Consider the following 26,085-nt stretch of genomic DNA (forward strand, 5'->3'; position numbering starts at 1 on the left):
GGCGGCAGCCCCGAACAGTCCTGTCACCCCGGCGCGGCCCCCGGGCCGCGCCGGACGGGGCTACGCCCCTTTCCTCACCTTTCCTTCCCTTCCCGCCGGTCCAGGCGGAAGACCCGTATCTCCCGGTCCACCCGTTCCTGGTACGCCGCGTACGGCGGCCAGAACTCCAGGGCCGCGGACCACGCCCGGGCCCGCTCCTCGCCCGTGAGCAGCCGGGCCCGCACCGGTACGTCCCGCCCGCGCCAGCTGATCTCGGCGTCCGGGTGGGCCAGCAGGTTGGCGGTCCACGCGGGATGCGCGGCCCGGCCGAAGTTGGAGCCGACCAGGAGCCAACTCCCGTCCCGCCGCGGCAGGCAGGCCAGCGGTGTCCGCCGCGCGAGCCCGCTCCTCGCGCCCCGCGCCGTGAGCACGAGCCCGGGCAGCATGCGCGCGCTGAGCAGCACCTTTCCCCGCGTGAGCCGGTGCACCGCCCGGTCGACGGCGGGCACCACGTGCGGGGCGACCCGGGCGAAGGCACGGGTCGCCGACACCTTCCGTACGAAACGGACGCCGGGCCCGGCCATCAGAGGGCCGCCTCCTCGGCCGCGGCGGCCCGCTCCACCCGAACGGGCGCCCGCCCGGCGTCGGGGTGGAGCGCGAACAGTCCGGCGCGCTCGGCCGCGTGCGCCCGCAGCCGGTGCGCGGGGCCGAAGAGCAGCTCGTCACCCGACGCCCGCTTGAAGAACAGGTGCGCGTCGTGTTCCCAGGTGAAGCCGGTGCCGCCGTGCAGCTGGACGGCCTCGGCCGCCGCCGTCCGCAGCGCGTCCAGGGCGCACGCGAGCGCGAGGCCCGCGCCGGGCTCGGCCACGGCGAGGGCGCCGACGTGCTCCCCATCCGCCGCGCCCGCCGCCCAGGCCGCGTAGTACGCCGCCGACCGCGCCGCGCACACCCGTACGTACACGTCCGCGAGGCGGTGCTTCACCGCCTGGAACGACCCGATCGGGCGGCCGAACTGCTCGCGCTCCCGGACGTGGCCGAGGGTGCGCGCGAGGGCCTCGTCCGCGGCGCCGACGGCCTCGGCGGCGAGCACGGCGGCGGCCCGCTCCCCCACGTCCGCGAGGGCCGGGAGCACCTCGGCGCCCTCGCCGTCGCCGTCGCCGAGCAACTCCGCCTGTACGTCGCGCAGTTCCACGCGGGCCTGGGCGCGCGTCTCGTCCAGGGTGGTCCGCCGGGTGCGGACGAGCCCGGGGGCGTCGCCCCGTACGAGGAACAGCAGGGTCCGCGAGCGCGCGAAGCCGCCCGTGTGCGCGGCGACGAGCAGCAGCCCGGCGCTGTGCCCGTCCAGGACCTGGTCGGCCTGGCCGTAGAGGCGCCAGGTACCGGTGGCGGCGGTGGCCTGGACGCCGCCCGCGCGGCCGCCGCCCGCCCAGTCGCCGCCGTTGCCCCCGGTGAGGCCGAGCGCGGCGCCGAGCACCGCCCCGGGCACCGCGAGGGTGGCCGTCAGCCCGCCCGAGGCGATGCGCGGCAGGAGCGCCGTGCGCTGCCGCGCGGTGCCGAGGCGCAGCAGCAGCGGCACGGCGAGCGCGGCCGTGGCGAACAGCGGGGAGGGCACCAGGGCCCGGCCCAGCTCCTCCCCGGCGAGGGCGAGTTCGACGGGCCCGCACCCCACGCCGCCGTACTCCTCGGGCAGCGCGAGCCCGGGAAGCCCGAGCCGCCCGGCGAGGGCCTCCCAGAGCGCGGCGTCGTACCCGGCGGGGGTGCGCACGGCGGCGCGGAGGCCCTCGGCGGCCCGGCGCTTGGTGAGCACCTCGCGCACGGCGCGGCGGATCTCGTCCTGCTCCACGGTGCAGGTGGCGTCCATCGGCGGGCTCCTCCCCGGGCGGCACACCCGTATCTGACGAACCGTCATGTACGGCGACGGGCCGACATGCTAGGACCGCGCGGGGCAGATGCCCAGGCCCGCGAAGCCGCAAGCCCCAAGGAGACCCCTCCCGCCCACCCCTCACCTGATATACCGTCAGATTCATGTCGAGCCCCTCGCGCACAGGAACCAGGAAGGTCGCCGTCGTAGGGGTCGCCCTCGCCGACTGCGGCCGCCTGGACGACGTCACGCCCTACGCCCTGCACGCCCAGGCCGCGCGCCGGGCGCTCGCCGACGCCGGGCTCGGCCGGGACGCCGTGGACGGGCTCGCCTCCGCGGGCCTCGGCACGCTCGCGCCCGTCGAGGTCGCGGAGTACCTGGGTCTGCGCCCGCGCTGGGTGGACTCCACCGCCGTGGGCGGCGCCACCTGGGAGGTCATGGCCGCGCACGCGGCGGACGCGATCGCCGCGGGGCACGCGAACGCGGTCCTGCTCGTGTACGGCTCCACGGCACGCGCGGACGTCCGAGCGGGCCGCCGCACCGGCAACCTGTCCTTCGGCGCGCGCGGCCCGCTCCAGTTCGAGGTCCCGTACGGGCACTCGCTGATCGCCAAGTACGCGATGGCGGCCCGGCGCCACCTGCACGAGTACGGCACCACGCTCGAACAGCTGGCGTCCGTGGCGGTGCAGGCGCGGGCCAACGCGGCGACGAACCCGGAGGCGATGTTCCGGGAGCCGATCACGGTCGACGACGTGCTCGGCGGGCCCGTGATCGCCGACCCGTTCACCAAGCTGCACTGCTGTCTGCGCTCCGACGGCGGCTGCGCGGTCCTGCTCGCGGCCGAGGACCTCGTGCGCGACTGCGCGCCCCGGCCCGTCTGGGTCCTCGGCACCGGCGAGCACGTGTCGCACACCACCATGTCCGAGTGGCGGGACTTCACCGTCTCCCCCGCGGCCGTGAGCGGGCGCCTCGCGTTCGAGCGGGCCGGGGTGCGGCCCGCGGACATCGACGTGGCGCAGATCTACGACGCCTTCACCTACATGACCCTGGTGACCCTGGAGGACCTGGGGTTCTGCGCCAAGGGCGAGGGCGGCGCCTTCGTGGAGAAGGGCCGACTGCTGCGGGACGGCGAGCTGCCGACCAACACCGACGGCGGCGGCCTCTCCGCCCAGCACCCCGGCATGCGGGGCCTGTTCCTGCTCGTGGAGGCGGTACGGCAGCTGCGCGGCGACGCGGGCGAGTCCCGCCAGGTCCACCGCCCGGACGGCCACCTCCCCGAACTAGCGGTGGCCTCCGGCACGGGCGGCTGGTTCTGCTCCTCAGCCACGGTGGTGCTCGCCCGCGGCTGAACGCCCCGAAGGGGCGGCCGCGGCCGAGCGGGCAGCGCCCCAAAGGGGCGCGGGGAACTGCGCGACCAGCCCCTACGAACCCGCAGGCGAACGACGGCGCACAATCGAGCCATGACAACGACGGACCGCTTTCGCGACCTGCTCAGATCCCAGAAGGTGTGGGACACCGACCTCCCCGCCTTCGACCCGGCGGCCACGCCCGACGCGCCACTCGGGCTCTTCCACCACTGGTTCGCCGAGGCGATCACCGCAGGCCAGACCGAGCCACACACCATGACCCTGGCGACAACGGACGCGGCGGGCCGAGCGGACGCGCGCACGGTCATGCTGCACGACGCCGACACGGCGGGCTGGCACTTCGCCTCGCACGACATCAGCCGCAAGGGCCGCCAGCTCGCCGAGCGCCCGCACGCGGCCCTGCACTTCTACTGGCCCGCCCAGGCCCGCCAGATCCGGCTGCGCGGCCCGGTCGCCGTCGCCCCGCACGCCGAGGCCCTCGCGGACCTGCACGCGCGGAGCACGGGGGCGCTCGCTGCGGCGCTCGTCGGACACCAGAGCGAAGTCCTCGCCTCGCGCGCCGTGTTGACGGAGGCGTCGGAGGCCGCCTGGGAGCGTGCGGCCGAGCGACCGGACGCCGACGCGCCGAGCTGGACGCTGTACGTACTGGCCCCCGATGAGGTGGAGTTCTTCCAAGGGGACGCCCGACGGCGGCACGTGCGCCTGCGGTACCGGGCGGCGGACCAACAGGGGGCCTGGCTGAGGGAGTTGCTGTGGCCGTGACCGAAGAGGAAGGCCTGACCGGAGAGGACGCCCGGCTCGTCCTGCGCCCCGCCCGCGCGGAGGACGCCGCGGCGGTCGCCCGGATCTGGCACGCGGGCTGGAGCGACGGCCACCTGGGGCACGTCCCCGAGGCGCTCCTCACGGTCCGCACCCCCCAGTCGTTCGTGCTGCGCGCCCCGAGCCGCGTCGACGACACGGTGGTCGCGCTGGTCGCCGGGGTGCTCGCCGGTTTCGTGATGGTGGTCGACGACGAGGTCGAGCAGGTCTACGTGTCCGCCGCGCACCGGGGCACGGGCGTGGCCGTCGCGCTGCTCGCCGAGGCCGAGCGCGTGGTCGCCGCCAAGGGCCACCGCCGCGCCTGGCTCGCGGTCGTCGACGGCAACGCCCGCGCCCGCCGCTTCTACGAACGCCAGGGCTGGCGCGACGAGGGCCTCTTCGAATACCTCGCCGCGGGCACCACGGGCCCCATCCGCGTCCCCTGCCACCGCTACGTGAAACAGCTCACCGCGCCCGCGTGAACCCGGCGGGCCCGAACACCGGTGCCGCCAGGCCCTCCCCCAGCTCGCGGAACGCGACCCGCAGCGGCATCCCGACGCGCAGCTCGCCCTCCGCGCAGCCCACCAGCTCCGTCATCATGCGCGGCCCCTCCACGAGGTCGACGACCGCGGCGACGTACGGGACGCGCGAGTCGAAGGGCGGCAGGTCGTTGCGGTGGACGACGGACCAGGTGTAGAGCGTGGCGTCGCCGCGGGCGCTCTCCCAGGTGACGTCCTCGCTCCAGCAGTGGGGGCAGAACTCGCGCGGGTAGTGGTGGGCGAGCCCGCAGCCGGGCGCGTGGCAGCGGCGGAGCAGCAGACGGCCCTCGGCGGCGGCGTCCCAGTAGGTCCGGGTGAAGGCGTCAACTTGGGGGAGGTCGAAGCGGGGTCGTCCCTCGGCCGTCACCGGACGGCCCCCGCGCCCCGCTCGAACCGGCCCTTCTCGGCCCCGCGCCACCGGCTCCCCGACCGTCGGGGGACGCGGCCGGTGCGGGGCGTGGCGGGCCGTGCGGCGCCCTGGGGGCAGGTGGTGTCCATGCGGGGATCTCTCCTGATCAGCGGGTGCGGGGAAGTCAACCTGACGGGACGTCAGTTCAGCGCATCGGTCAGGGCGCGCGCAAGGGGCCGTCGTACGTGATCAATTCGCAACCGGTTTCGGACTTGTCCGTCACCCATCAAGTGACGGCGTGGTTACTCTCCCGTCATGGCCGACTCGAACCCACCTCCCCCCAGCACCGACCGGCCCCTCCCGGACAGACCAGGACCGGTCCGCCCCGTGTACGTCATCGGCGGCGGCCCCGGCGGCCTCGCCGTCGCGGCCGCGCTGCGCGCACGCGGCGTACGCGCCGTCGTCCTGGAGAAGTCCGACCGCGTCGGCGCGTCCTGGCGCGGTCACTACGACCGCCTCCACCTGCACACCACGCGCCGCCTGTCCGGGCTTCCGGGCCTCGCGATGCCGCGCTCGTTCGGCCGCTGGGTCTCCCGGGACAACGTGGTGCGCTATCTGGAGAAGTACGCGGAGTACCACGAACTGGACGTCGTCACCGGCGTCGAGGTGACCCGCCTGGAGCGCGCCGCCGACGACGGGGGCTGGCTCCTGCGGGGCACCGGCGGGCGCGAGCTGACCGGCCGCGCGGTGATCGTCGCCACCGGCCACAACCACACCCCGCACGTGCCCGACTGGCCGGGCGCCGACACCTTCCCCGGCGACCTCCGGCACGCCAGCGCCTACCGCGAGCCCAGCCCCTACGCGGGCCAGGACGTCCTCGTCGTCGGCATCGGCAACACCGGCGCCGAGATCGCCGTCGACCTCGCGGCGGGCGGCGCCGCCCGGGTCCGGATCGCCGTGCGCACCCCGCCGCACATCATGCGCCGCTCCACCGCGGGCTGGCCCGCCCAGCGCTCCGGCATCCTGTGCCGCAGGCTGCCCGTGCCGGTGGTCGACCGGCTCGGCCGCGCGATCGCCCGCGTCAGCGTGCCCGACCTGTCCGCGCACGGCCTGCCGCGCCCCGGCACCGGCCTGTACTCGCGCGTCCGCGAGGGCGCCATCCCGGTGCAGGACGTCGGCCTGATCGACGCGGTGCGCTCGGGCCGGGTCGAACCGGTCGCCGCCGTCGAGTCCTTCGAGGGCGGCAAGGTGCTCCTCGCCGACGGCAGCCGCCTCGGCCCCGACGCCGTCATCGCCGCCACCGGCTACCGCCGCGCCCTGGAGCCCCTCCTCGGCCACCTCGGCGTCCTCGACGCCCGGGGCCGCCCCCGCGCACACGGCCCCCGCACCGCCCCCGAGGCCCCGCACCTGTACTTCACCGGCTTCACCACCCCCATCAGCGGCACACTCCGAGAACTGGCGAGGGACGCAAGCAAAATCGCCCGCGCGGTGGCGCAGGCGTAGGGGCCCCGAAGGGGCGCGGGGAACTGCGCGACCAGCCACGAAGCCCCCGCAGACAACGAACGACCCACCGCGGCAACCCCAGCGGAGCGCCAAGGCACTCTTGGCAGGCGGCCGTTCGTGCGGTTCCGTGGAAGGGCACGGGCGCCCAACCACCGCAGCGGCCCCACGCGCCCCGCCGGACTTTGCCCGCAGCCCCATTCCTGACGGGCCGTCAGTTCAGTAACCTGACTAAGCGTCAGTTTCGAGTCCCGGCACTGTCGCAGCCGCCCGCGGCCCCCGCACCCGGGGCCCGGTCGGCCCAGTCGTCGCCGTCACACAGGAGCGGGCGTACCGATGCTTGGATCGACGTACGGCACCTTCACCTCCGACCCCCGCCGCGCACGCGCCGTCGCCTGTGGCGGCCTCCCCGCCGCCACCGTCCACGGCCGTGCCGCCACCCCCGGTGACCTGGACGTCAGCGGGCGCCCGCTGTACGCCGACGTCCCCGACCTCGACCGGTTCTTCCGCCCGGAGTCCGTCGCCGTCGTCGGCGCGTCGGACGCCGAGGGGCGGCCGCACACCGGCATCACCCGCCAGCTCGTCGCCTGGGCCGAGCGCGTCGGCTCCCGGCTCCACCCCGTGCACCCCAGCAGGCCCGCCGTCTTCGGCATCCCCTGCGTCCGCTCGGTCGCCGAGCTGCCCGGCCCCGTCGACGTGGCCGTCGTCCTGGTGCGCGATCCACTGCCCGTCGTGGAGGAACTCGCCGAGGCCAAGGCCCGGTTCGCGGTGGTCTTCGCCTCCGGCTTCGCCGAGACCGGCGCGGCGGGCGCCGCCGCGCAGGACCGGCTCGCCGCCGCCGTCGGCCGCTCGGGCCTGCGCCTGCTCGGCCCGAACACCAACCTCAACGCCTTCGAGGAGTTCCGCGAGGACCTCGAAGGCCCCGCCATCGCCCTCATCACCCAGTCCGGCCACCAGGGCCGCCCCGTCTTCACCCTCCAGGAGCTGGGCATCCGCCTCTCCCACTGGGCGCCCACCGGCAACGAGGCCGACCTGGAGACCGCCGACTTCCTCTCGTACTTCGCCGAGCAGCCGGAGGTCGGCGCCATCGCCGCGTACGTGGAGGGCCTCAAGGACGGCCGCGCCTTCCTGCTCGCCGCCGACCGGGCCGCCCGGCGCGGCGTCCCGGTCGTCGCCGTCAAGGTCGGCCGCACCGAGACCGGCGCCCGCACGGCCGCGTCGCACACCGGCAAGCTGACCGGCGCCGACACCGTCGTGGACGCGGCGATGCGGCAGTTCGGCGTGATCCGCGTCGACGGGCTCGACGAACTCCAGGACACCGCCGCCCTGTTGGCACGGGCCCGGCCGCCCAGGGCCGACGGCGTGGCCGTCTACTCGATCTCCGGCGGCACCGGCGCGCACTTCGCCGACCTGGCGACGGCGGCGGGCCTGCGCCTGCCGACGCTCCCCGAGGCCCGGCAGACCGAGCTCCACCAGTGGATCCCGCACGACCTGAACGTCTCCAACCCCATCGACAGCGGCGGCCACCCCGTCGGCGACTGGCGCGGCCGGAAGATCATCGACGCGATCCTGGCCGATCCCTCGATCGGCGTCCTGATCTGCCCGATCACGGGCCCCTTCCCGCCGATGAGCGACAGGCTGGCCGCGGACCTGGTCGCGGCGGCCGAGGCGACGGACAAGCTGATCTGCGTGGTCTGGGGCTCCCCCGTGGGCACCGAGGAGGCCTACCGCACGACCCTGCTCGGCTCCTCGCGCGTGGCCACCTTCCGCACCTTCGCCAACTGCGTCACGGCCGTGCGCGCCTATGTGGACCACCACCGCTTCACCGCGGCCTACCGCTCCCCCTTCGACGAGGCCCCGCGCACCGCGTCGCCCTCCTACCGCAAGGCCGAGGCCCTGATGCGCCCGGGCCGCCAGCTCAGCGAGCACGCCGCGAAGCAGCTCCTGCGCGCGTACGGCATCCGCGTACCGCGCGAACAGCTCGTCACCAGCGCGGCCGCGGCCGTCCGCGCCGCCGGGCAGGTCGGCTACCCCGTCGTCATGAAGGCCTCCGGCGCGCGGATCGCCCACAAGACCGAACTCGGCCTCGTCCGCATCGGCCTCACCTCCGCCAGCCAGGTCCGCGACGCCTACCGCGACCTCACCGACATCGCCCGCTACGAGGACATCGACCTCGACGGCGTCCTGGTCTGCCAGATGGTGGAGCGCGGCGTCGAAATGGTCGTCGGCGTCAGCCAGGACCCGCTGTTCGGGCCCACCGTGACCGTGGGGCTCGGCGGAGTGCTCGTGGAGGTCCTGCACGACACCGCGGTGCGCGTGCCGCCCTTCGGCGAGGACCAGGCCCGCGCGATGCTCGACGAGCTGCGCGGCCGGGCCCTCCTTGACGGGGTGCGCGGGGCGCCGCCATCCGACCTGGACGCCCTGGTCGAGGTCGTCCTGCGCGTCCAGCGGATGGCCCTCGAACTGGCGGGGCGGGTCGCGGAGCTGGACATCAACCCCCTGATGGTCCTCGGCCGCGGGCAGGGTGCGGTGGCCCTGGACGCCCTCGTGCGCTGCGGCTGACCGCCGCCGCGCGGATCAGCGCCCGTCCGCGCCGCGGAACGTACGGCGGTACGCGGTCGGCGTCACGCCAAGCACCGACTGGAGGTGCTGGCGCATGGACTGGGCCGTGCCGAAGCCGCACTCGCGGGCGACCCGGTCGACGGACAGGGCCGTGGACTCCAGGAGGTGGCGGGCCCGCTCCACCCGCTGCCGGGTCAGCCACTGGCCGGGGCTCACCCCGACCTCCTCGCGGAAGCGACGGGTGAAGGTGCGCACCGACATGGCCTCCTGTTCGGCGAGGTCGCGCAGCTGGAGCGGCTCGTGGAGGCGGCCGAGGGCCCAGGCCCGCGCGGTGGTCGTCGTCGCGAGGCGCGGCTCGGGCACCGGGCGCTGGACGTACTGCGCCTGCCCGCCGTCGCGGTGCGGCGGCACGACCGTGGAGCGGGCCACCTCGTTGGCGACGGCCGAGCCGTGGTCGCGGCGCACCACGTGCAGACACAGGTCGAGGCCCGCGGCGACCCCGGCGGAGGTGAGCACGTCCCCGTCGTCGATGAACAGCACGTCCGCGTCGACCTCGACGCGCGGGAAGAGCCGCTGGAAGTGCTCCGCGTGCGCCCAGTGCGTGGTGGCCGGGCGGCCGTCCAGGAGGCCCGCCGCCGCCAGGACGTAGCCGCCCGTGCAGATCGACACCATGCGGGTGCCGGGGCGCACCCGCGCGAAGGCCGCGGCGAGGTCGTCGGTCAGGCGGCCCTCCTCGTACACCGGGCCCAGCTCGTGCGACGCGGGCACCACGACGGTGTCGGCGGCGGCCAGCGCCTCGGGCCCGTGCTCGACGAGGACCGCGAAGTCCGCGTCCGTGCGGACCGGCCCCGGCGGCCGTACGGAACAGGTCACGACCTCGTACAGGCGCCGCCCTTCGGCATCGCGCGCGCGGCCGAAGACGCGCTGGGGAATGCCCAGCTCGAAGGGGATGACACCGTCCATGACGAGGACGGCGACGCGGTGCGGGGCCGGTGCCCGCCGCCCCCGCCCGCCCCCGCGCACCCGCTGCTCGGCCATGGCCCGATCCTAGCGAACGCTGACCTCTCGGCCACTCGATCGCGCCACTCCCGCACCGGATGCTGGCTGACGTGACCCAGACAACCGAGACCTCCGCACGGGCGGGCGGCGCCGAGTCCCCACGGGGCCCGCGGCGGCGGGCGCCCCGCGTCCACCGCGCCTGGTTCGTCGCCGCCGTCACCTTCGTGACGATCATCGGCGGCGCCGCCTTCAACTCCCTGCCCGGCCTGCTCATCGACCCCCTGCACGAGGAGTTCGACTGGTCCCGGGGCGAGATCGGCCTCGCCGTCTCCGTCGACATGGCGCTGTACGGGCTCACCGCGCCGTTCGCCGCCGCGCTCATGGACCGCTTCGGCATCCGTAAGGTCGTCGTGACCGCGCTCGGCCTGGTCGCGGCGGGCGCGCTGCTCAGCGTGTGGATGACCGCGAGCTGGCAACTGCTGCTGTACTGGGGCCTCCTGGTCGGCCTCGGCACCGGGTCCATGGCGCTCGCCTTCTCCGCGACCGTCACCAACCGCTGGTTCGTCGAGCGGCGCGGCCTGGTCACCGGCGTCCTGACGGCGGCGGGCGCCTCCGGCCAGCTGGTGTTCCTGCCGCTGTGCGCGTGGATCGTGGACGAGCACGGGTGGCGGCCCGCGTCCGTGACGGTCGCGCTGGCCGCGCTCGTCGTGGTGCCGTTCGTGTGGCTGCTCCTGCGCGACCACCCCGCGGACGTCGGACTCGCCCCGTACGGCGGCGAGTTCACGCCCAAGCCGGAGCCCACGCGCGGCGCCGCCGTGCGGACCGTGCGGGTGCTGCTCGACGCGGCGCGCACCGGCCCGTTCTGGCTGCTCGCGGGCACCTTCGCCATCTGCGGGGCGTCCACCAACGGGCTCGTCCGCACGCACTTCGTGCCGTCCGCGCACGACCACGGCATGCCGGTCACCGCCGCCGCGTCGCTGCTCGCCGTGATCGGCGTCTTCGACGTCGTGGGCACGATCGCCTCCGGCTGGCTCACCGACCGCTTCGAGGCCCGGCGCCTCCTCGCCGTCTACTACGCGCTGCGCGGCGTCTCCCTGGTGTTCCTGCCCATCCTGCTCGCGCCCAGCGTGCACGTGCCGATGGTGTTCTTCATCGTCTTCTACGGACTCGACTGGGTGGCCACGGTCCCGCCCACGCTCGCCCTGTGCCGCGAGCACTACGGCGCCGACAGCGCGATCGTCTTCGGCTGGGTACTCGCCTCGCACCAGGTCGGGGCGGCCCTCGTCGCCTTCCTCGGCGGCGTGGCCCGGGACGTCTTCGGCTCCTACGACGTGGTCTGGTACGCGTCCGGGGGCCTGTGCGCGGCGGCGGCGCTGATGTCACTGGTGATCCGCCGCGGCACGATGCTCACGGCGTGAGCACATGCCTTCAGAACAGCCGCCCCCGGTGGAAGAGGAGCGGGGTCGCGTCGCTGTCCGTGGCGTCCAGGGCCTCCACCCGGCCGACCACGATGAGGTGGTCGCCGCCGGTGTGCACCGCGTGCACGGTGCAGTCGATCCACGCCACGGCGCCCGCCAGGCGCGGGGCGCCCGTCACGGGCGCGGCGTCGTAGGAGACCCCCGCGAACTTGTCGGCGCCGCTGACCGCGAACGCCCGGCACAGGTCCGCCTGGCCCGCGCCCAGGACGTTGACGCAGAAGACGCCCGCGCGGGCGATGCGCGGCCACGTCGTGGACGTACGGCCCACCATGAAGCAGACCAGGGGCGGGTCCAGGGAGAGCGAGGAGAAGGACTGACAGGCGAAGCCCGCGGGGCCCTCAGGCGCGTCACCAGGGGCCGTCACCACGGTGACACCGGTCGCGAAGGCCCCGAGGGCCCGGCGGAACTCACCCGCGTCGACCGGCGCGCGCTCGCCCTCCCGGACGGCCCGCAGCCGGGGCCGTGGCACGTCCGCGACCGTGGGCTCGCCGACCGACCTGAGGTAGCGGACGACCGTGGCCGCCATTCCCGCGTGTCCCATCACGCTTCCCATTGAAGCTGACGGCCCGTCAGATGTGAAGGGGTGGGGCGGGCCTGGCCAGGAGCGCCCCGAAGGGGCGCGGGGAACTGCGCGCCCAGCCACCGGCGGCCCGCGGACAGAGCACCGGGCTAGGGCCTGTCCGATGGGTCGGCGCGGCGTCGCGACGCCTGGCACTTCCCCAAGCTCTCGGCTTCGCTCGAGCAGGGGAGGCCCCATTCTCGCCGCGTTGCCGAAATGCCCTAGTAGCTCCTTCCCCAAGCTCTCAGCTGCGTTCGAGCAGGGGAGACCCCACCCGAGGACATCTCGGCGCCTTGCGATCGCACGCACCAGACGCCGCTCCTTGCTCCACGCCGACCCATCGGACAGGCCCTAACGCCCCTCGAAGGAAGGCGCCCGCCGCTCCGCGAAGCTGGCCACGCCCTCCCGCGCGTCCCGGGAGCCCATGTTGATCTCCTGCGCGGCAGCCTCCGCCGCGAGCGCCATCGCGCGGTCAGAGTCCAGGGACGCGTTGACCAGCTGCTTGGTGAGGGCGAGGGCCCGGGTGGGCCCGGCGGCCAGCCGCTCCGCCCAGGCCCGGGCGGTCTTCTCCAGGTCGCCGTCGGGCACGACCCGGTTGACGAGCCCGAGCCGCTCCGCGTCCGCCGCGGCGAGCGCGTCGCCGAAGAACATCAGCTCCTTCGCGCGCTGCGGGCCGACCAGCCGCGGCAGCAGATAGGCCCCGCCGCCGTCCGGGACGAGCCCCCTGCGGACGAACACCTCGACGAACGCGGCCGATTCGGCGGCGAGCACCAGGTCGCAGGCCAGGGCCAGATGGGCGCCGAGCCCGGCGGCGGTGCCGTTCACGGCGGCGATCACGGGCTTCTCGCAGTCGAGGACCCCGGTGATCAGCCGCTGGGCCCCCTCGCGCAGGGTCCGCGCGATGTCCCCCACGACCCGTTCGCCCCCGGCGGCCACGCCCCGCAGATCGGCCCCCGAACAGAAGGCCCCACCCCCACCGGTGATCACGACGGCCCGCGTACCCGGATCCCGGGAGGCCTCCCCCAGCAGGCCGATGAGCCGATCCCGGTCGACCGGAGCGAGCGCGTTGCGCACCTCGGGCCGGTCCAGGGTGATCCAGGTGACGTGGCGCCGCGTGGTGTGGTGGATCCGGGGGTCGTCCATGAGGTTCCTCTCTGGAGGGAGCGAGGGTCGGCTGGGGCGCGGGCCGCGGCCGCGTCAGAACACCACCACCCCCCGCGCCACCCGCCCCGCCTCCGCGTCCGCGCGGGCCCGGGCGAAGTCCTCGACCTCGTACGTGCGCGTCACCAGCTCGTCCAGGAGGAGCCGCCCCGCCAGATAGAGCTCCGCGTACAGCGCGAAGTCCCGCTGGGGCCGGGACGATCCGTAGCGGCAGCCGAGGACGGACTTGTCCAGGAACAGCGAGGAGACGACGAACGACGCCTCGGCGGTGGCGGGCGGCATCCCGAGGAGGACCGCCTGCCCGTGCCGGTCCAGGAGGTCCACGGCCTGCCGGACGAGCTCGACGCGGCCCACGCACTCGAAGGCGTGGTCCGCGCCGGTCGGCAGGATCTCCGCCACGCCCCGAGCCGACGGCAGGAAGTGCGTGGCGCCGAACCGCCGCGCCGCCTCCTCCTTGTCCGGGTTCGCGTCGACGGCCACGACCGGCCGCGCGCCCGCGATCCGCGCGCCCTGGAGCACGTTGAGCCCGATGCCCCCCGTGCCGATGACGACGACGGAGTCCCCGTACGCGACCCGGGCCCGGTTGAGGACCGCGCCGACGCCGGTGACCACCGCGCAGCCGATGAGCGCGGCGGACGTCAGCGGGATCTCCTTGGGGATCCGCACGGCCTGCACGGCCTTGACGAGGGTCCGCTCGGCGAAGGAGGAGTTCGCCGCGAACTGGTACAGCGGCGCCCCGCCCCGCGTGAACGGCTGCCGGGGCGCCCCGATCGCCTTGCGGCACATGGTGGGCCGCCCCCGGTGGCACTCGGCGCAGGCCCCGCAGTTCGCGATCGTCGACAGGGCCACGTGGTCACCGGGGACGACGTGCGTGACGCCGGGCCCCACGGCCTCCACCACGCCCGCGCCCTCGTGCCCGAGCACCACCGGCACCGGGAACGGGATCGTCCCGTCGAGCACCGACAGGTCGCTGTGGCAGAGCCCGGCCGCCGCGACGGCCACCAGGACCTCGCCGGGACCCGGGTCCCGGACCTCAAGGTCGTCGACGACCTCCACGCTCCGCCCGTCGAACACCACGCCCCTCATCGCACACCCCTCACCGAGGCCCCCGGGCCTCTCTCGGCAGGCCGAGCACGCGCTCGGCGATGATGTTCCGCTGGATCTCGTCGGAGCCGCCGTAGATCGTGTCGGCGCGTGAGAAGAGGAAGAGCCGCTGTGCCGCGTCGAGTGCGTAGGGCGCGTCGGCGGACCAGTCGCCGGGCCCCGCCGCGCCGAGCGCCCCGCGCACCCGCACCGCGAGCTCCCCGAGCCGCCGGTGCCAGCCGCCCCACAGGAGCTTGGCGACGCTGGGCGCGCCCGGGTCGCCGCCGCCGAGGGTCCGCAGCGCGTTCCACCGCATGACCCGCAACTCGGCCCAAAGACTGACCAGTTGCTCCCGTAGCACCGGATCGCGCACCGCGCCGCCGCGCACCGCGTCCTCGACGACGGCCGCAAGCTCCGCCGCGAAGCCGATCTGCTGGGCGAGCGTCGACACGCCGCGCTCGAAGCCGAGCAGCCCCATCGCGACGCGCCACCCCGCGCCCTCGCCCCCGACGACGTGCCCGGCCTGCGCGCGGGCCCCGTCGAAGAAGACCTCGTTGAACTCCGCCGTCCCGGTGAGCTGCCGGATGGGCCGCACCTCGATCCGCCCCGGCTGGTCCATCGGCACGAGCAGGAACGACAGGCCCTCGTGCGGCCGCGCCCCGCCGCCCCCGGTGCGCGCGAGCACGAAGCACCAGTCGGCCTCGTGCGCGAGCGAGGTCCAGATCTTCTGCCCGCTGATCCGGTACGCGTCCCCGTCCCGCTCGGCGACCGTACGGACGCCCGCGAGGTCGGAGCCCGCGCCCGGCTCGCTGTACCCCTGGCACCACAGGGCCTGCCCGCGTGCGATGTCCGGCAGGAACGCGTCCTGCTGCTCACGGCTCCCGTACGCGAGCAGCGTCGGCGCGAGCAGCTTCTCGCCGATGTGCCCACAGCGGCCGGGCGCCCGCATGCGCGCGTACTCCTCGGCCCACACGACCTGCTGGGTGAGCGAGGCCGTACGGTTCCCGTACGCGCCCGGCGCCGTGTCCCAGCCGATGCCGATCCAGCCGCCGCGCCCCAACTCCCGCTCCCAGGCCCGGCGCAGGCCCGGGTCCTCGTGCTCGCCGCCGGGCCCGCCGCGCCCCGCGGCCGCCGCGAAGCCGCCGGTCAGATGCCCGTCGAGCCACTCCCGCGCCTCGGCCCTGAACTCCTCGTCCGCGGGCCCGAATGCGAAGTCCACGGCCGGGCCTAGGCGGTGGGGCCCGACGCGGACCGGCCGCCCGGCCCCGCGTTGGGCCGCGCGCCCTCCGCCGCCGCCCGCGCCATCGCCTCCACCCGCTCCAGGAGCGGCATCGGGTCGGCGCCCACCGTGCCCGGCAACAGGTCCGCGATCCGCTGCGGCGTCCAGCCGCCCTCGGCGTACGCGGCCCGCAGCTCGCGCGGCTGCGCCCACACCGCGATCTTGGGCCCGGCGACGGTGTACACCTGCCCAGTGATCCGCTCGTCGCGGGCCCGGTCGCTGAGCAGATACACCACGAAGGCGGCGACGTCCTCCGGCTCGCCGATCTCCGTCAGCTCCATCGGCACGTTCGCGGACATCCGGGTGCGCGCCACGGGCGCCACCGCGTTGGCGGTCACGCCGTACTTGTGCAGACCGAGCGCGGCGCTGCGCACCAGCGAGATGATCCCGCCCTTGGCCGCGCTGTAGTTGGCCTGCGCCACGGAGCCCTGGTGGTTGCCGCTGGTGAAGCCGACGAGGGTGCCGGAGCGCTGGGCGCGCATCACGGCGGAGGCGGCCCGGAAGACGGTGAAGGTGCCCTTCAGATGCGTGGCGAGGACCGGGTCCCACTCCTGCTCGGTCATGTTGAACAGCATCCGCTCGCGCAGGATCCCGGCGACGCACACGGCCCCGTCGAGCCGCCCGTACGCGGTGCGGGCCACGTCGACGACGCGCTGCCCGCCCGCCATGGTGGAGATGTCGTCGGCGACGGCCACCGCCTCGCCCCCGGCCGCCTGGATCTCCTTGACCACGGCGTCGGCTATCTCGCTCGCGGGCTCCGCGCCTTCGACCGACACCCCGTAGTCATTGACGACGACCTTGGCGCCCTCGGCCGCCGCGGCGAGGGCGACTGCCCTGCCGATGCCGCGCCCGGCGCCCGTCACGGCGACCACCTTGCCTGCCAAGAAGTTCCCCACACCGGCCCCTTCCCGCGGTTTCTGACGGACCGTTAGATTCTATGACCCGTCAGATACGGTGAGACAAGCCCCGGGGAGGACCCATGTCGGCCATGCCGCCCGAGTTCCGCAAGCTCGCCGAGCGGGTCAACAACTGGGGCCGCTGGGGCGCCGACGACGAACTGGGCACCCTGAACCTGATCACCGACGCGGTGGTGCGCGAGGCCGCCGCCGAGGTGCGCACGGGCCGCCGCGTCCCGCTCGCCCTTCCGCTGCGCCACGACGGCGTCCAGGCGGGCCTGATCCCCGGCCGGGTCAACCCGCTGCACACGATGGTGCAGATCAACCAGTGCCTCTTCGGCCCCGGCACCGTCGCGACCAGCGACGACGCGGTCACCATGGGCCTCCAGGCAGCCACCCACTGGGACGCCCTCCCGCACGCCTCGCACTCGGGCCTGCTCTACAACGGCCGCCCCGCCGACAGCGTCACGGCCCACGAGGGCGCCCGCTTCAGCGGCATCGAGAAGGTCCCGCACCTCCTCTCGCGCGGCGTCCTGCTCGACGTGGCGCGCGCCCACGGCCTCGACCGGCTGCCCGGCGACCACGCGGTGACCCCCGAAGACCTGTCCCTGGCCGAGGAGTTCGGCGGCGTCACGGTGCGCGCCGGGGACGTCGTGCTCGTCCGCACGGGCCAGGTCCAGCTCTATCTGGCGGGCGACAAGCACGCGTACGCGCTGCCGTCGCCCGGGCTCTCCTGCCGCACCCCGGAGTGGTTCCACGCGCGGGACGTGGCGGCCGTCGCCAACGACACGCTCACCTTCGAGATCTTCCCGCCGGAGATCGAGAACCTGTGGCTGCCGGTGCACGCCCTCCACCTGGTGGAGATGGGCATGCTCCAGGGCCAGAACTGGAATCTCGAAGAGTTGTCCACAGCCTGTGGAGAAGAACGGCGCCACAGCTTCCTGCTCGCGGCGATGCCCGAGCCGTTCACGGGCGCGACGGGCACTCCGGTGGCCCCGGTGGCCGTCTTCTGACCCGTACGGAGTTCGGGTGGCGGCGCGTCGGCGCTCCGCCCCGAGCGCGTGACCGCGCGCCGCCATCCGGCTCCGGCGTACGAGCCCCGCCCCCCTTCTGCCCTGAAAGGAGCGCGACGCCGAATCGCGAACCGCACCTCGCCAAGGACCGGGCCACAGGCTCCACCGCCCCTCGACGTCCCCTCGCGGCGAATCGCTGCCCACCAGCGTGATCAACCGAATACGGTACGTCAACACCCGCTCGGGGATTTAAGAAGTATGCCCCTTTTACCCCGCCCGCGCACGGCCGCGCACCGCAGCACGCGACGGCGCACGCGCCAGCACACCGGGGGCACGCCGGACATCCGACAGCAGGCCGCAAGCGGCACCATCCAGCCCGTCCGGCGCTTGAGGACGAGGCGCGGAGCGCCGATAAGGGCAGGGGCCCGGGGGCGGCAGCCCCCGGTTCGGGAAGGGGCGGGCCTGGGGCGCCCCGCGAGGGACGGTCAGCGCACCCCGAGAGCAACCTCCCCATACGCAAGCCCCCGCGAAGCGGAAGCCGCGGCGGCGTCACACCGATCCACCTCGCACCAGATCCGCTTACCGCCCCCCTCCGGCTGCCACCCCCACCGATCCGCAAGCCCATCCACAAGCTCAAGCCCGCGCCCATTGGTCTCGTCGCCCTCGGCGTGCCGCGGCCGCGGCGGCCGCGCGCTGCGGTCCGTGACCTCGACGCGCACCGTGCCCGGTTCGCTGGCGGGCACGCCGGGGAGCAGCATGCGCAGGACGGCCGGACAGCCCGTGTGCACAACGGCGTTGGTGACGAGCTCCGAGATCAGCAGGATGAGCGTCTCGGCCAGCGGCTCGTCCGCCGCTATGCCGGACCCGGCGAGCCGTGACCGCGCCCATCTGCGGGCCCGTCCCACTTCCTCGGGGTCCGGCCCGACTTCCAGCTGAACTTGAAGCACCTGCACCGCTCACACCATCCGAACCGGCGGACACAACGCCTCGTGACGCCCCAGGGTCACGGAACGTGAGCCCCTGAGGAGACAGCATGGTTGACGTACAGTCACCCCAACAAGCGCTTCGGGCATATTCCAGCGCGAAGGAGTACGCGTGCGGCATACTGTGCGACGCGCGCCGCAGGGGGTCGAACAGGCGGGCGCTCGGCCGCGTCCTGTGCGGCGAGCGGAGCGCGCCACCAGGCGCGGAGCTGCCTCGGGGGCAACACCGGCACGGCTCGGCCTCAGGACCACTCGCATCTGACACAAGGTACCGGAGCCGGGCGCCGACTCCGCGTCGCGACGAGTCACGCGTAGGACACAACCCGATATCGACGCTCAGTAGCCTTCCCGCCGTTTCCGGGTTCCTCAAGTCGATCAAGCCGCCCGCAAGCACCGCGTGACGACGCGACCCCGACGAGCGACGCGGAAGCCGCCCCACGGCGGCCGCCCACGGCGTCACAGCGCGGCGGCCAGCTCCTCCTCCGCGCGGGCCGCCGTCGTGCCGAGCCCGGCCCGCACCCAGGCCCGCTTCAGGTGCAGATGCACGTCCGCCTCCCAGGTGAACCCCATGCCGCCGTACACCTGGAGGCAGTCGCGGGCGTTGCGCACGGCGGCGTCGTCGGCGAGGAGTTTTGCCCCGGCGACCTCGCCCGGCTCGCCCGTGACGGCGGCGGCGTACACGGCGGCACGCGTCACCTCGGTGCGTACGAGCAGCTCGGCGCACAGGTGCTTGACCGCCTGGAAGGCGCCGACGGGCTGGCCGAACTGCTCCCGCTCGCGGGCGTATTGGACGGCCAGGTCGCGGGTGCGGCAGGCCGACCCGAGCTGTTCGGCGGCGAGCAGCAGCGAGGCCTCGCCGGGCGCCCCGGCGCGCCCGGCCGGGACGCGGTGCAGGGGCGTCAGGGGGTCCACGGAGCGCAGGGCCTCGGCGCCGGTGGCGTCCCCCAGGACGACGTCGGCCGCGTCGAGCCAGGGCACGAGCGTGCCGTCCACGGCCGTCACGGCCACCTCGCCGGTCGCCGCGCCCTCGACGTCGCCCGCCGCGAGGAACGTCGCCACGAGAGGTCCGGGCAGCAGCGCCCGCCCGGCCTCCTCGAAGACGAGCACCGCCTCGGCCGCGCCGAGGCCGAGCCCGCCGCGCGCCTCGGGGACGCGCAGGGCGAAGAACCCGGCCTCGCCGAGGGCCCGCCAGAGCCCGCGGTCGAGGCCGGGCGCGGCCACGGCGGTCCGCAGCGCGTCCCGCCCGAAGCGGCGTTCGAGCAGCGCGCGGAAGCCGTCGCGCAACGCCCGCTGGTCGTCGTCCGGTTGGAGGTCCACGTGGGCCGTCACCGCCCCTTCGGCAGTCCGAGGATCCGCTCGGCCACGATGTTCCGCTGGATCTGCGAGGTGCCCGCGGCGATGGTGTACGACAGCGAGGAGAGCCGCTCCCGGGTCCAGGCGTTCTCCAGGTCGAGGGCGCCGTCCCCGAGGACCTCGGCGGCGGCGTCGTACAGCGCCTGACGTGCGTGCGAGTAGCGCAGCTTGAACACCGAACCGCCCACGCCGGGCACGCCGCCGGTGCGCTGGGCCTCGCTCACGTTCCACTGCGTGAGGCGCCACAGGGCCTGGAACTCGGCGCTCAGGTGCCCGAGTCCGCGGCGCAGCACCGGGTCGTCCCAGCGGCCGTTCGCGCGGGCCTCGCGGGCGAGTTCGCCGAGCACGCGGCGGCAGGCGACCACCTCGCCGACGAAGGCGGTGCCGCGTTCGAAGGACAGCGTCACCATGGTGACGCGCCAGCCGTCGTTCTCGGCGCCGACCCGGTTGGCGACGGGCACGCGCACCTCGTCGAGGAAGACCTCGGCGAACTCCGTGGACCCGGCGAGCGTCCGCAGCGGCCGCACCGTGATCCCCGGGGCGTCCATCGGCAGGGCGAGCCAGCTGATGCCCCGGTGCTTCGGCGCTTCGGGGTCGGTCCGCACGAGGAGTTCGCACCAGTCGGCGACCTCGGCGTGCGAGGTCCAGACCTTGGAGCCGCTCACCACGTAGTGGTCGCCGTCGCGCCGCGCGCGGGTGCGCAGCGACGCCAGGTCCGATCCCGCGTCCGGTTCGCTGAAGCCCTGGCACCAGACCTCGTCGCCGCGCAGGATCGGCTCCAGCCAGCGCGCCCGCTGCTCGGGGGTGCCCTCGGCGGCGATGGTGGGCCCGGCGTGCAGCAGGCCGACGAAGTTCGCGCCCACGTACGGCGCCCCGGCGCGCTCGCTCTCCTCCAGGAAGATCATCCGCAGCGTGGGCGACGCCTCCCAGTGGACGTCCGCGTACCCGGCGTCGTACAGCGTCCGCTGCCAGCCGGTGTCGTACGCGCGCCGCGCGGGCCAGTCGAGCGGGTCGGGCCGCTCGGGCAGCTTCGGCAGCACGTCGGCGAGCCAGTCCCGCAGGCGGGCGCGGAAGTCCTCCTCCTGCGCGGTGTACGAGAGGTCCACCGGGGTCACCCGCCTCGACAGTTTCTGATGGGCCGTCAGACGGCAGGCTAGCCCCGCACCCCTGGACCGACAAGGCGTGGCGCCCTACGCTCTGCGCACGATCTGACGAAGCGTCAGCAACGGGCGCCGTCGGGCCGTTCCGTCGTCCGGCCGCCGGAAGGGGGCACCCCGTGACCGACACCGCCCGCGCGCTCGCCGCCAGCCGCACCCTGTGGGAGCTGATCGAGCGGCGCGCCGCGCTCACCCCCGGCGCCCCCGCCCTCGTCCAGGCGGCCGACGACCCCGGCGAGGACCGGACCCTCACCTTCGGCGGGCTGCGGGAGCGCTGCGAGCGGGTCGCGGCGGGCCTGTACGAGCGGGGGGTCGGGCCCGGCACCGTCGTCGCCTGGCAGCTGCCCACGCGCATCGAGACCGCCGTGCTCTCCTTCGCCCTGGCCCGGCTCGGCGCCGTCCAGTCCCCCGTCATCCCGTTCTACCGCGACCGCGAAGTCGGCTTCGCGCTGCGCGCGTCCAAGGCCGAGTTCTTCGCGGTGCCCGGGGTGTGGCGGGGCTACGACCACACCGAGATGGCCCGCCGCCTCGGCGCGCGCGGCGTCTTCACCGCGTACGACGAACTGCCCGACGGCGACCCCGGCGGGCTGCCCGCGCCACCGCGCGACGGCACGGCCGTGCGCTGGATCTACTGGACCTCCGGCACGACCTCCGACCCCAAGGGCGTGCTGCACACGGACCGTTCGCTGATCGCGGGCGGCGCGTGCCTCGCCCACGCCCTGAAGCTGTCCCCGCGCGACGTCGGCTCCATGGCGTTCCCCTTCGCGCACATCGCGGGGCCCGACTACACGGTGATGCTGCTCCTGTACGGCTTCCCCGCCGTGATGTTCGAGCGCTTCGCGCTGCCGGAGGCCCTGGACGGCTACCGGCGGCACGGGGTGACCGTCGCGGGCGGCTCCACGGCCTTCTACTCGATGTTCCTCGCCGAGCAGCGCAAGGACCCCGGCCGCCCGCTCATCCCCACCCTCAGGCTGCTCGCGGGCGGCGGCGCCCCGAAGCCGCCCGAGCTGTACCACGCCGTGGTCCGCGAGCTTGGCTGCCCGCTCACCCACGGCTACGGCATGACCGAGGTGCCCATGATCACGATGGGCTCCCCCGACGACAGCCCCGAGCACCTCGCCACCACCGAGGGCCGCCCGCCCGCGGGCATGGAGATCCGCGTCACCGACCCCGCGGGCCGGGAGCTGCCCGCGGGCGAGGACGGCGAGGTGCGGCTGCGCGGCGAGGCCGTCTGCCGGGGCTACCTCGACGCGGCGGCGACCCGCGAGGCCTTCGACGCCGACGGGTTCCTGCGCACCGGCGACCTGGGCCACGTCCTGGCCTCCGGGCACCTGGTGCTCACCGGCCGCGCCAAGGACGTCATCCTCCGCAAGGGCGAGAACATCTCCGCCAAGGAGATCGAGGACCTGCTGCACGGCCACCCCGCCGTGGCCGACGTGGCGGTGATCGGCCTGCCCGACCCCACCCGCGGCGAACGCGTCTGCGCCGTCGTGCAACGCGCCCCCGGCACCCCCGGCCTGACCCTCGCCGAGGCCACCGCACACCTGCGCGCCGCGGGCCTGTCCGTCCACAAGCTCCCCGAACAGCTGGAACTCGTGGACGAACTGCCGCGCAACGACGCCTTGCGGAAGGTACTCAAGTACAAACTGCGGGAGCGGTACGCGGACTGAAAACGGCGGGGAAAGCGCTCCGCGTCGGGGCTCAGGCTGCGAAGCCGCGCGTCACGGGTGGGCGGGTGGGAGAAATCCGCCGCGAAGCGGCGGCGCAGACCGACTACTCAGGGACGGTGAAGTACGAGGCGAACGCGGACACCACCTGGTCCTCCGTCACCGGCCCAAGGGACTGCGCGGCCAGGGAAGCGATCTCCCGCTGCACGCCCAGCGCCCGCAGGGCCCGCTCCACATCCGCCCCCTGCACAGCCCCGTCGCCGTCCGCCAAGGACAACGCCGCGTGGAGGAACGGCCGCGCGATCTCCGCGAACCGCGCCGGATTGTCCCGCAGCCGCTTCACGGCCCCGCCCACGAACTCGTCCCGGGTGATCCGCTGGTCCCCGTCGCGGTCGGCGATCCCGGCCATGCCCTGCCAGAACGCCTCGGCCCCGACGTACAGGGCCTGGCCCTTCTCGGACCGCGCGGTCACCCCGAACTCGGCGAGCAGCGCCGCGGCCGCCGTGCTGAAGTCCTCACGGGAGATGTAGCCGTTGCCGTCCTGGTCGAAGGTGGCGAAACGGGCCGCGATCTTACGCTCGTACTCGGCACTGTCCATGGTGTTGGGGCCGCCTCACTTCTCATGCGGTGGAATCTTCCGGCGCGGCCGTGGGCCGCCCCGGACGTCCTTCAGGTATCTGTCCAGCGAGCGTACGACGCCGACGGCAGCCGGGAGGCAGAAAGGCGACGCTTGTGCCAAGACCGCGGGAATTCCGCGACAAGAGCGTGTCGCGGACGCGCCCCGGGCCCGGCGGTGGCGCCGACGGTGGCATCCGCTCGGAACGGTTGTATCAGCAAGCTGATCTTGGGGGGTAGACGGGGTTCCGCTTCTGCCGCGGGCCCTACGCCGACAGGGGTTCCGCCGCGTCGTCCACGGCCCGCTCCGCGTCCGCGTACACCTCGAACAGGCGCCGTACGCCGAGGGCCGCGAGGACCCGGTTGACGTGCGAGCCCTCCACCGCGCCCTGGGCGGGCAGGATCAGCCGCAGTCGGCCCCGGCACGAGCGCATGAGGCGGCGCGTGGCGATCAGTACGCCCACGCCACTGGAGTCGCAGAACAGCACGTCGGACAGGTCGAGGACCAGGCTGCGGCGGCCCTCGGCCACCGCCTCGTGCACCCGCTGGCGCAGCACCGGCGACGTCAGGAGGTCCATCTCACCCGAGACCCGCAGCACGGCCCAGCCGCGCTGCTCGCCGACGGCAACCTTCAGCGTCACGCGCCACGCCTCTCGTCCACCGAACCCACCAGAACCCTTCCGCTTCCTGCTTCGCGGCTGCCCCACCGTCCTTCCATGAAACACCAGGCCCGCGCGGGCGCGGGAAGCGGGCGTTGCGGACGAGCCGGTCAATATCATCCGCGGCGCCCCGCGGCCCCGCGTTGCCGCAAAGAGCGGGAAAGCACGGGGAAAGGCAGGTGCGTCCTCGCGGACGCCGACTACATTCGATTCAACGGTGAAGGTGAGCACGGCGAGTGCACGAGGGGGCCGCATGCCGAAGGACGCGCCGCGTCGTTGGGACCGCCGCATGCAACAGCGGCTCTCCCACGGGGAAGCGGCGGCACTCGGAGAGCTGTACGACCGCTTCGCCTCGCTCGTGCACGGCCTCGCGCACCGCGTGCTCGGCGACGTCGCGGCGGCCGACCGCATCACGCGCGACGTGTTCACGCACGTGTGGGAGAACCCCGACGCGTACGACCCCAAGCAGGGCCCGCTGCGCTCCTGGATCGCCACGCTCGCCCACCAGCAGGCCGTGCGCAGGCTGCGCCAGACCGAGTCCGCCGCGCTCGCCCGGGGCGGCGCGGGCACCGCGGAGGACCTGGAGCGCAAGGTGCGCCGCGCCTCCGCCGCCGCCCGCGCCGACTACATCGTCACGGCCATGCCCGCCCCGCTGCGCGCCGCGCTCGAACTGGCCTACTTCCAGCGGCGCGACTACCGCCAGACCGCCGCCGACCTCGGCGTCACCGAGGACGAGGCCCGCCGCAGGCTCCGCCTCGGGCTGCAGCTGCTCTCCACCGCCCACGACACCACCGCGGCCGCCTTCGGCGACGGCCCCGCCGATCAGGACGACGGCGCGCACGGGTACGGGAGAGCGCTGTGAGCTGGCCGGGCCGCCCCGATCCGTACGACAGCGGGGGCGAGGGCACGGGCCGCGGGCCCGACGAGGAGTTCCCCGCGGGCGCGGGCGGCGCCGGGGCCGCGGGCGCCGGGCGGGACGACGGCGGCGTCGGCAAGCCGCGCATACCGGCACCGCGCGCCTCCGTGGAGGACACCGGCGCGCCCCTGCCCGACGCCGGGCCCGTCGCGGCCGCGCCCGAGCCGCTCGTGCTCGACCACCGCGTCCTGAAGTCCCTCCTCGGGGCGTGGGCGCTCTCCGCGTGTTCCGCCGCGGAGTCGGCGGCCGTCGAGGAGCACCTCGGCGACTGCGGGCCGTGCGCGGAGGAGGCGCTGCGGCTGCGGGACGCCGTCGGGCTCCTCCACCCCGAGGAGAGCCTCGACCTCGACCCCGGCCTGCGCACCCGCGTCCTGGCGAGCTGCCTCGGACGGCGCCCGCCCCGCGTCCCGCTGCCGGAGTGGGCCGCTCCGTACGACGCGGAGGCCGCCCGGCTCGACGCGCTGCTCCAGGACATCGGGGACGCCGAGTGGCACGCGCCGGTGCGGCTGCGCTGGTTCGACGACGACCACCCCGTGACCCGCAAGACCACCGTCGCGGGGGTCATCGCCCACCTCATCGCCGTCGACGGCCTGGTCGGCACCGCGCTCGGCCTCGACGACCCGCTGGGTGCCGGGGCGCCGCCGAGCCTCGACCCGGGGGAGCGCACGGAGGCGTACTGGCGCGCGTCGCAGTTCCCGCCCACGCGGGCGGTGCGCGGGCCCTGGCGGGACCAGACGCACGAGCTGATCCGGACGGTGTCGTTCGCGGGCGGCGGATCCGGGCGGCTCGCGGTGACGTACGGGATCGCGCCGGACGCGCCCGGCGGCCCGGCCCGGCGGATCGAGCTGCCGCTGCGCGACTCCATGCTGGAGCGGGCCTTCGAGTGCTGGATCCACGCCGAGGACATCGCGCAGGCCGTCGACTACCCGTACGAGCCGCCCGCGCCCCGGCATCTGCACCACATGATCGACCTGGCGGCGCGGCTGCTGCCCGCGACGCTGGCCGAGCGGCGCCGGGCCGGGCGCGCGGGGCCCGCGCGGGAGCTCGTCGCCGCGGGGGCGCCGGGGCGCAGCCTGCGCCTGGAGGTCGAGGGCGTCGGGGGCGGCGAGTGGCTGATCCCGCTCGACTCGCCCGGGGCCAGCGGCTCCGCCGACCTGGAGGTCGCGCACGTGGCCCTGGACGGCGTGGAGTTCTGCCGCCTGGCCGCGGGCCACGTCTCCCCCGAGGAGGCCGCGGCGGGCCAGGTAGGCGACCGCGAAGCCATCCGAGACGTCCTCTTCGCCGCAGCATCCTTGAGCCGCATGTAGCCGCG

The 26,085-nt window shown here is 75.0% G+C and carries 24 protein-coding genes; 10 read left to right on the plus strand and 14 right to left on the minus strand.

What is annotated here, in order from left to right; translation table 11 throughout:
* Positions 1-74: 74 nt before the first annotated feature.
* Both ACIG3E_RS14085 and ACIG3E_RS14090 read right to left on the minus strand, forming a co-directional pair.
* The gene (locus ACIG3E_RS14085; protein WP_399615345.1) at positions 75-563 is read right to left on the minus strand and encodes a nitroreductase family deazaflavin-dependent oxidoreductase; all 489 of its coding nucleotides are present in this window, start codon (positions 561-563) and stop codon (positions 75-77) included.
* Positions 563-1,840 carry an acyl-CoA dehydrogenase family protein gene (locus ACIG3E_RS14090; RefSeq protein WP_399615347.1) on the minus strand — a complete coding sequence of 426 codons (1,278 nt, stop codon included), beginning with the start codon at positions 1,838-1,840 and terminating at the stop codon, positions 563-565. The genes ACIG3E_RS14085 and ACIG3E_RS14090 overlap by 1 nt, the downstream gene beginning before the upstream one ends.
* A gap of 164 nt (positions 1,841-2,004) precedes the next feature.
* Here ACIG3E_RS14090 and ACIG3E_RS14095 point away from each other — a divergent pair, with 164 nt between their 5' ends.
* From ACIG3E_RS14095 to ACIG3E_RS14105, 3 genes are all read left to right on the plus strand, one after another.
* Positions 2,005-3,189 carry a thiolase C-terminal domain-containing protein gene (locus ACIG3E_RS14095; RefSeq protein ID WP_399615349.1) on the plus strand — a complete coding sequence of 395 codons (1,185 nt, stop codon included), beginning with the start codon at positions 2,005-2,007 and terminating at the stop codon, positions 3,187-3,189.
* 111 nt (positions 3,190-3,300) lie between these two features.
* The gene (locus tag ACIG3E_RS14100) at positions 3,301-3,969 is read left to right on the plus strand and encodes a pyridoxal 5'-phosphate synthase (RefSeq protein ID WP_399615351.1); all 669 of its coding nucleotides are present in this window, start codon (positions 3,301-3,303) and stop codon (positions 3,967-3,969) included.
* On the plus strand, positions 3,966-4,487 hold the full coding sequence (locus tag ACIG3E_RS14105) for a GNAT family N-acetyltransferase (protein WP_399615353.1): 522 nt from the start codon (positions 3,966-3,968) through the stop codon (positions 4,485-4,487). Before ACIG3E_RS14100 ends, ACIG3E_RS14105 begins: the two co-directional genes overlap by 4 nt.
* On the opposite strand, the gene ACIG3E_RS14110 is transcribed toward ACIG3E_RS14105, so the two are convergent.
* A complete protein-coding gene (locus ACIG3E_RS14110) occupies positions 4,471-4,911 on the minus strand; it encodes a Zn-ribbon domain-containing OB-fold protein (RefSeq protein ID WP_399615355.1) in 441 nt (146 codons plus the stop codon). The two genes, ACIG3E_RS14105 and ACIG3E_RS14110, sit on opposite strands and share 17 nt — an antisense overlap.
* 297 nt (positions 4,912-5,208) lie before the next feature.
* Between ACIG3E_RS14110 and ACIG3E_RS14115 the strand changes: the two genes are divergently transcribed.
* Positions 5,209-6,396: a flavin-containing monooxygenase gene (locus ACIG3E_RS14115; protein WP_399615357.1), complete on the plus strand. Its 1,188-nt coding sequence runs from the start codon at positions 5,209-5,211 to the stop codon at positions 6,394-6,396.
* A gap of 333 nt (positions 6,397-6,729) precedes the next feature.
* Entirely contained in the window at positions 6,730-8,955 is a 2,226-nt protein-coding gene (locus tag ACIG3E_RS14120) for an acetate--CoA ligase family protein (RefSeq protein WP_399615359.1), read from the plus strand.
* Positions 8,956-8,970: 15 nt separating this feature from the next.
* On the opposite strand, the gene ACIG3E_RS14125 is transcribed toward ACIG3E_RS14120, so the two are convergent.
* Positions 8,971-9,993, minus strand: a complete 1,023-nt coding sequence (locus tag ACIG3E_RS14125; protein WP_399615361.1) for a GlxA family transcriptional regulator — start codon at positions 9,991-9,993, stop codon at positions 8,971-8,973.
* A 59-nt stretch (positions 9,994-10,052) separates the two neighbouring features.
* Between ACIG3E_RS14125 and ACIG3E_RS14130 the strand changes: the two genes are divergently transcribed.
* A complete protein-coding gene (locus tag ACIG3E_RS14130; protein WP_399615363.1) occupies positions 10,053-11,372 on the plus strand; it encodes an MFS transporter in 1,320 nt (439 codons plus the stop codon).
* A 10-nt stretch (positions 11,373-11,382) separates the two neighbouring features.
* Here ACIG3E_RS14130 and ACIG3E_RS14135 read toward each other — a convergent pair whose 3' ends face one another.
* From ACIG3E_RS14135 to ACIG3E_RS14155, 5 genes are all read right to left on the minus strand, one after another.
* Positions 11,383-11,973, minus strand: a complete 591-nt coding sequence (locus tag ACIG3E_RS14135) for a flavin reductase family protein (RefSeq protein WP_399615364.1) — start codon at positions 11,971-11,973, stop codon at positions 11,383-11,385.
* Between the two features lie 369 nt (positions 11,974-12,342).
* Complete coding sequence (locus ACIG3E_RS14140; RefSeq protein ID WP_399615366.1) at positions 12,343-13,134, minus strand: enoyl-CoA hydratase/isomerase family protein; 792 nt, start codon at positions 13,132-13,134, stop codon at positions 12,343-12,345.
* A gap of 54 nt (positions 13,135-13,188) precedes the next feature.
* Positions 13,189-14,238, minus strand: coding sequence for a Zn-dependent alcohol dehydrogenase (locus ACIG3E_RS14145; RefSeq protein ID WP_399615368.1), 1,050 nt, complete (start codon positions 14,236-14,238; stop codon positions 13,189-13,191).
* A gap of 10 nt (positions 14,239-14,248) precedes the next feature.
* Entirely contained in the window at positions 14,249-15,454 is a 1,206-nt protein-coding gene (locus ACIG3E_RS14150) for an acyl-CoA dehydrogenase family protein (RefSeq protein WP_399615370.1), read from the minus strand.
* Positions 15,455-15,462: 8 nt separating this feature from the next.
* A complete protein-coding gene (locus ACIG3E_RS14155) occupies positions 15,463-16,410 on the minus strand; it encodes an SDR family NAD(P)-dependent oxidoreductase (RefSeq protein ID WP_399615372.1) in 948 nt (315 codons plus the stop codon).
* An 83-nt stretch (positions 16,411-16,493) separates the two neighbouring features.
* On the opposite strand from ACIG3E_RS14155, the gene ACIG3E_RS14160 reads away from it, so the two are divergent.
* Positions 16,494-17,423, plus strand: coding sequence for a cyclase family protein (locus tag ACIG3E_RS14160; protein WP_399615374.1), 930 nt, complete (start codon positions 16,494-16,496; stop codon positions 17,421-17,423).
* 485 nt (positions 17,424-17,908) lie between these two features.
* Here the strand turns inward: ACIG3E_RS14160 and ACIG3E_RS14165 are convergent, their stop codons facing one another.
* The 3 genes from ACIG3E_RS14165 to ACIG3E_RS14175 form a co-directional block, all read right to left on the minus strand.
* Positions 17,909-18,376 carry an ATP-binding protein gene (locus ACIG3E_RS14165; protein ID WP_399615376.1) on the minus strand — a complete coding sequence of 156 codons (468 nt, stop codon included), beginning with the start codon at positions 18,374-18,376 and terminating at the stop codon, positions 17,909-17,911.
* Positions 18,377-18,862: 486 nt separating this feature from the next.
* Complete coding sequence (locus ACIG3E_RS14170; protein ID WP_399615378.1) at positions 18,863-19,735, minus strand: acyl-CoA dehydrogenase family protein; 873 nt, start codon at positions 19,733-19,735, stop codon at positions 18,863-18,865.
* Positions 19,732-20,865 (minus strand): acyl-CoA dehydrogenase family protein, encoded by a 1,134-nt coding sequence (locus tag ACIG3E_RS14175; RefSeq protein WP_399615810.1) that lies wholly within the window; start codon positions 20,863-20,865, stop codon positions 19,732-19,734. Before ACIG3E_RS14175 ends, ACIG3E_RS14170 begins: the two co-directional genes overlap by 4 nt.
* A 170-nt stretch (positions 20,866-21,035) precedes the next feature.
* Between ACIG3E_RS14175 and ACIG3E_RS14180 the strand changes: the two genes are divergently transcribed.
* Positions 21,036-22,586 carry a class I adenylate-forming enzyme family protein gene (locus ACIG3E_RS14180; protein WP_399615380.1) on the plus strand — a complete coding sequence of 517 codons (1,551 nt, stop codon included), beginning with the start codon at positions 21,036-21,038 and terminating at the stop codon, positions 22,584-22,586.
* Positions 22,587-22,689: 103 nt separating this feature from the next.
* Here ACIG3E_RS14180 and ACIG3E_RS14185 read toward each other — a convergent pair whose 3' ends face one another.
* Complete coding sequence (locus ACIG3E_RS14185; RefSeq protein ID WP_399615382.1) at positions 22,690-23,181, minus strand: EF-hand domain-containing protein; 492 nt, start codon at positions 23,179-23,181, stop codon at positions 22,690-22,692.
* Positions 23,182-23,464: 283 nt separating this feature from the next.
* Entirely contained in the window at positions 23,465-23,839 is a 375-nt protein-coding gene (locus ACIG3E_RS14190; RefSeq protein WP_399615384.1) for an STAS domain-containing protein, read from the minus strand.
* Positions 23,840-24,110: 271 nt separating this feature from the next.
* Here ACIG3E_RS14190 and ACIG3E_RS14195 point away from each other — a divergent pair, with 271 nt between their 5' ends.
* Entirely contained in the window at positions 24,111-24,719 is a 609-nt protein-coding gene (locus tag ACIG3E_RS14195; RefSeq protein ID WP_399615386.1) for a sigma-70 family RNA polymerase sigma factor, read from the plus strand.
* Positions 24,716-26,080, plus strand: coding sequence for a maleylpyruvate isomerase N-terminal domain-containing protein (locus ACIG3E_RS14200; RefSeq protein ID WP_399615388.1), 1,365 nt, complete (start codon positions 24,716-24,718; stop codon positions 26,078-26,080). Before ACIG3E_RS14195 ends, ACIG3E_RS14200 begins: the two co-directional genes overlap by 4 nt.
* The last annotated feature ends 5 nt before the right edge of the window (positions 26,081-26,085 follow it).

This window comes from Streptomyces sp. NPDC053474, from assembly GCF_044544845.1.
Lineage (GTDB): Bacteria > Actinomycetota > Actinomycetes > Streptomycetales > Streptomycetaceae > Streptomyces.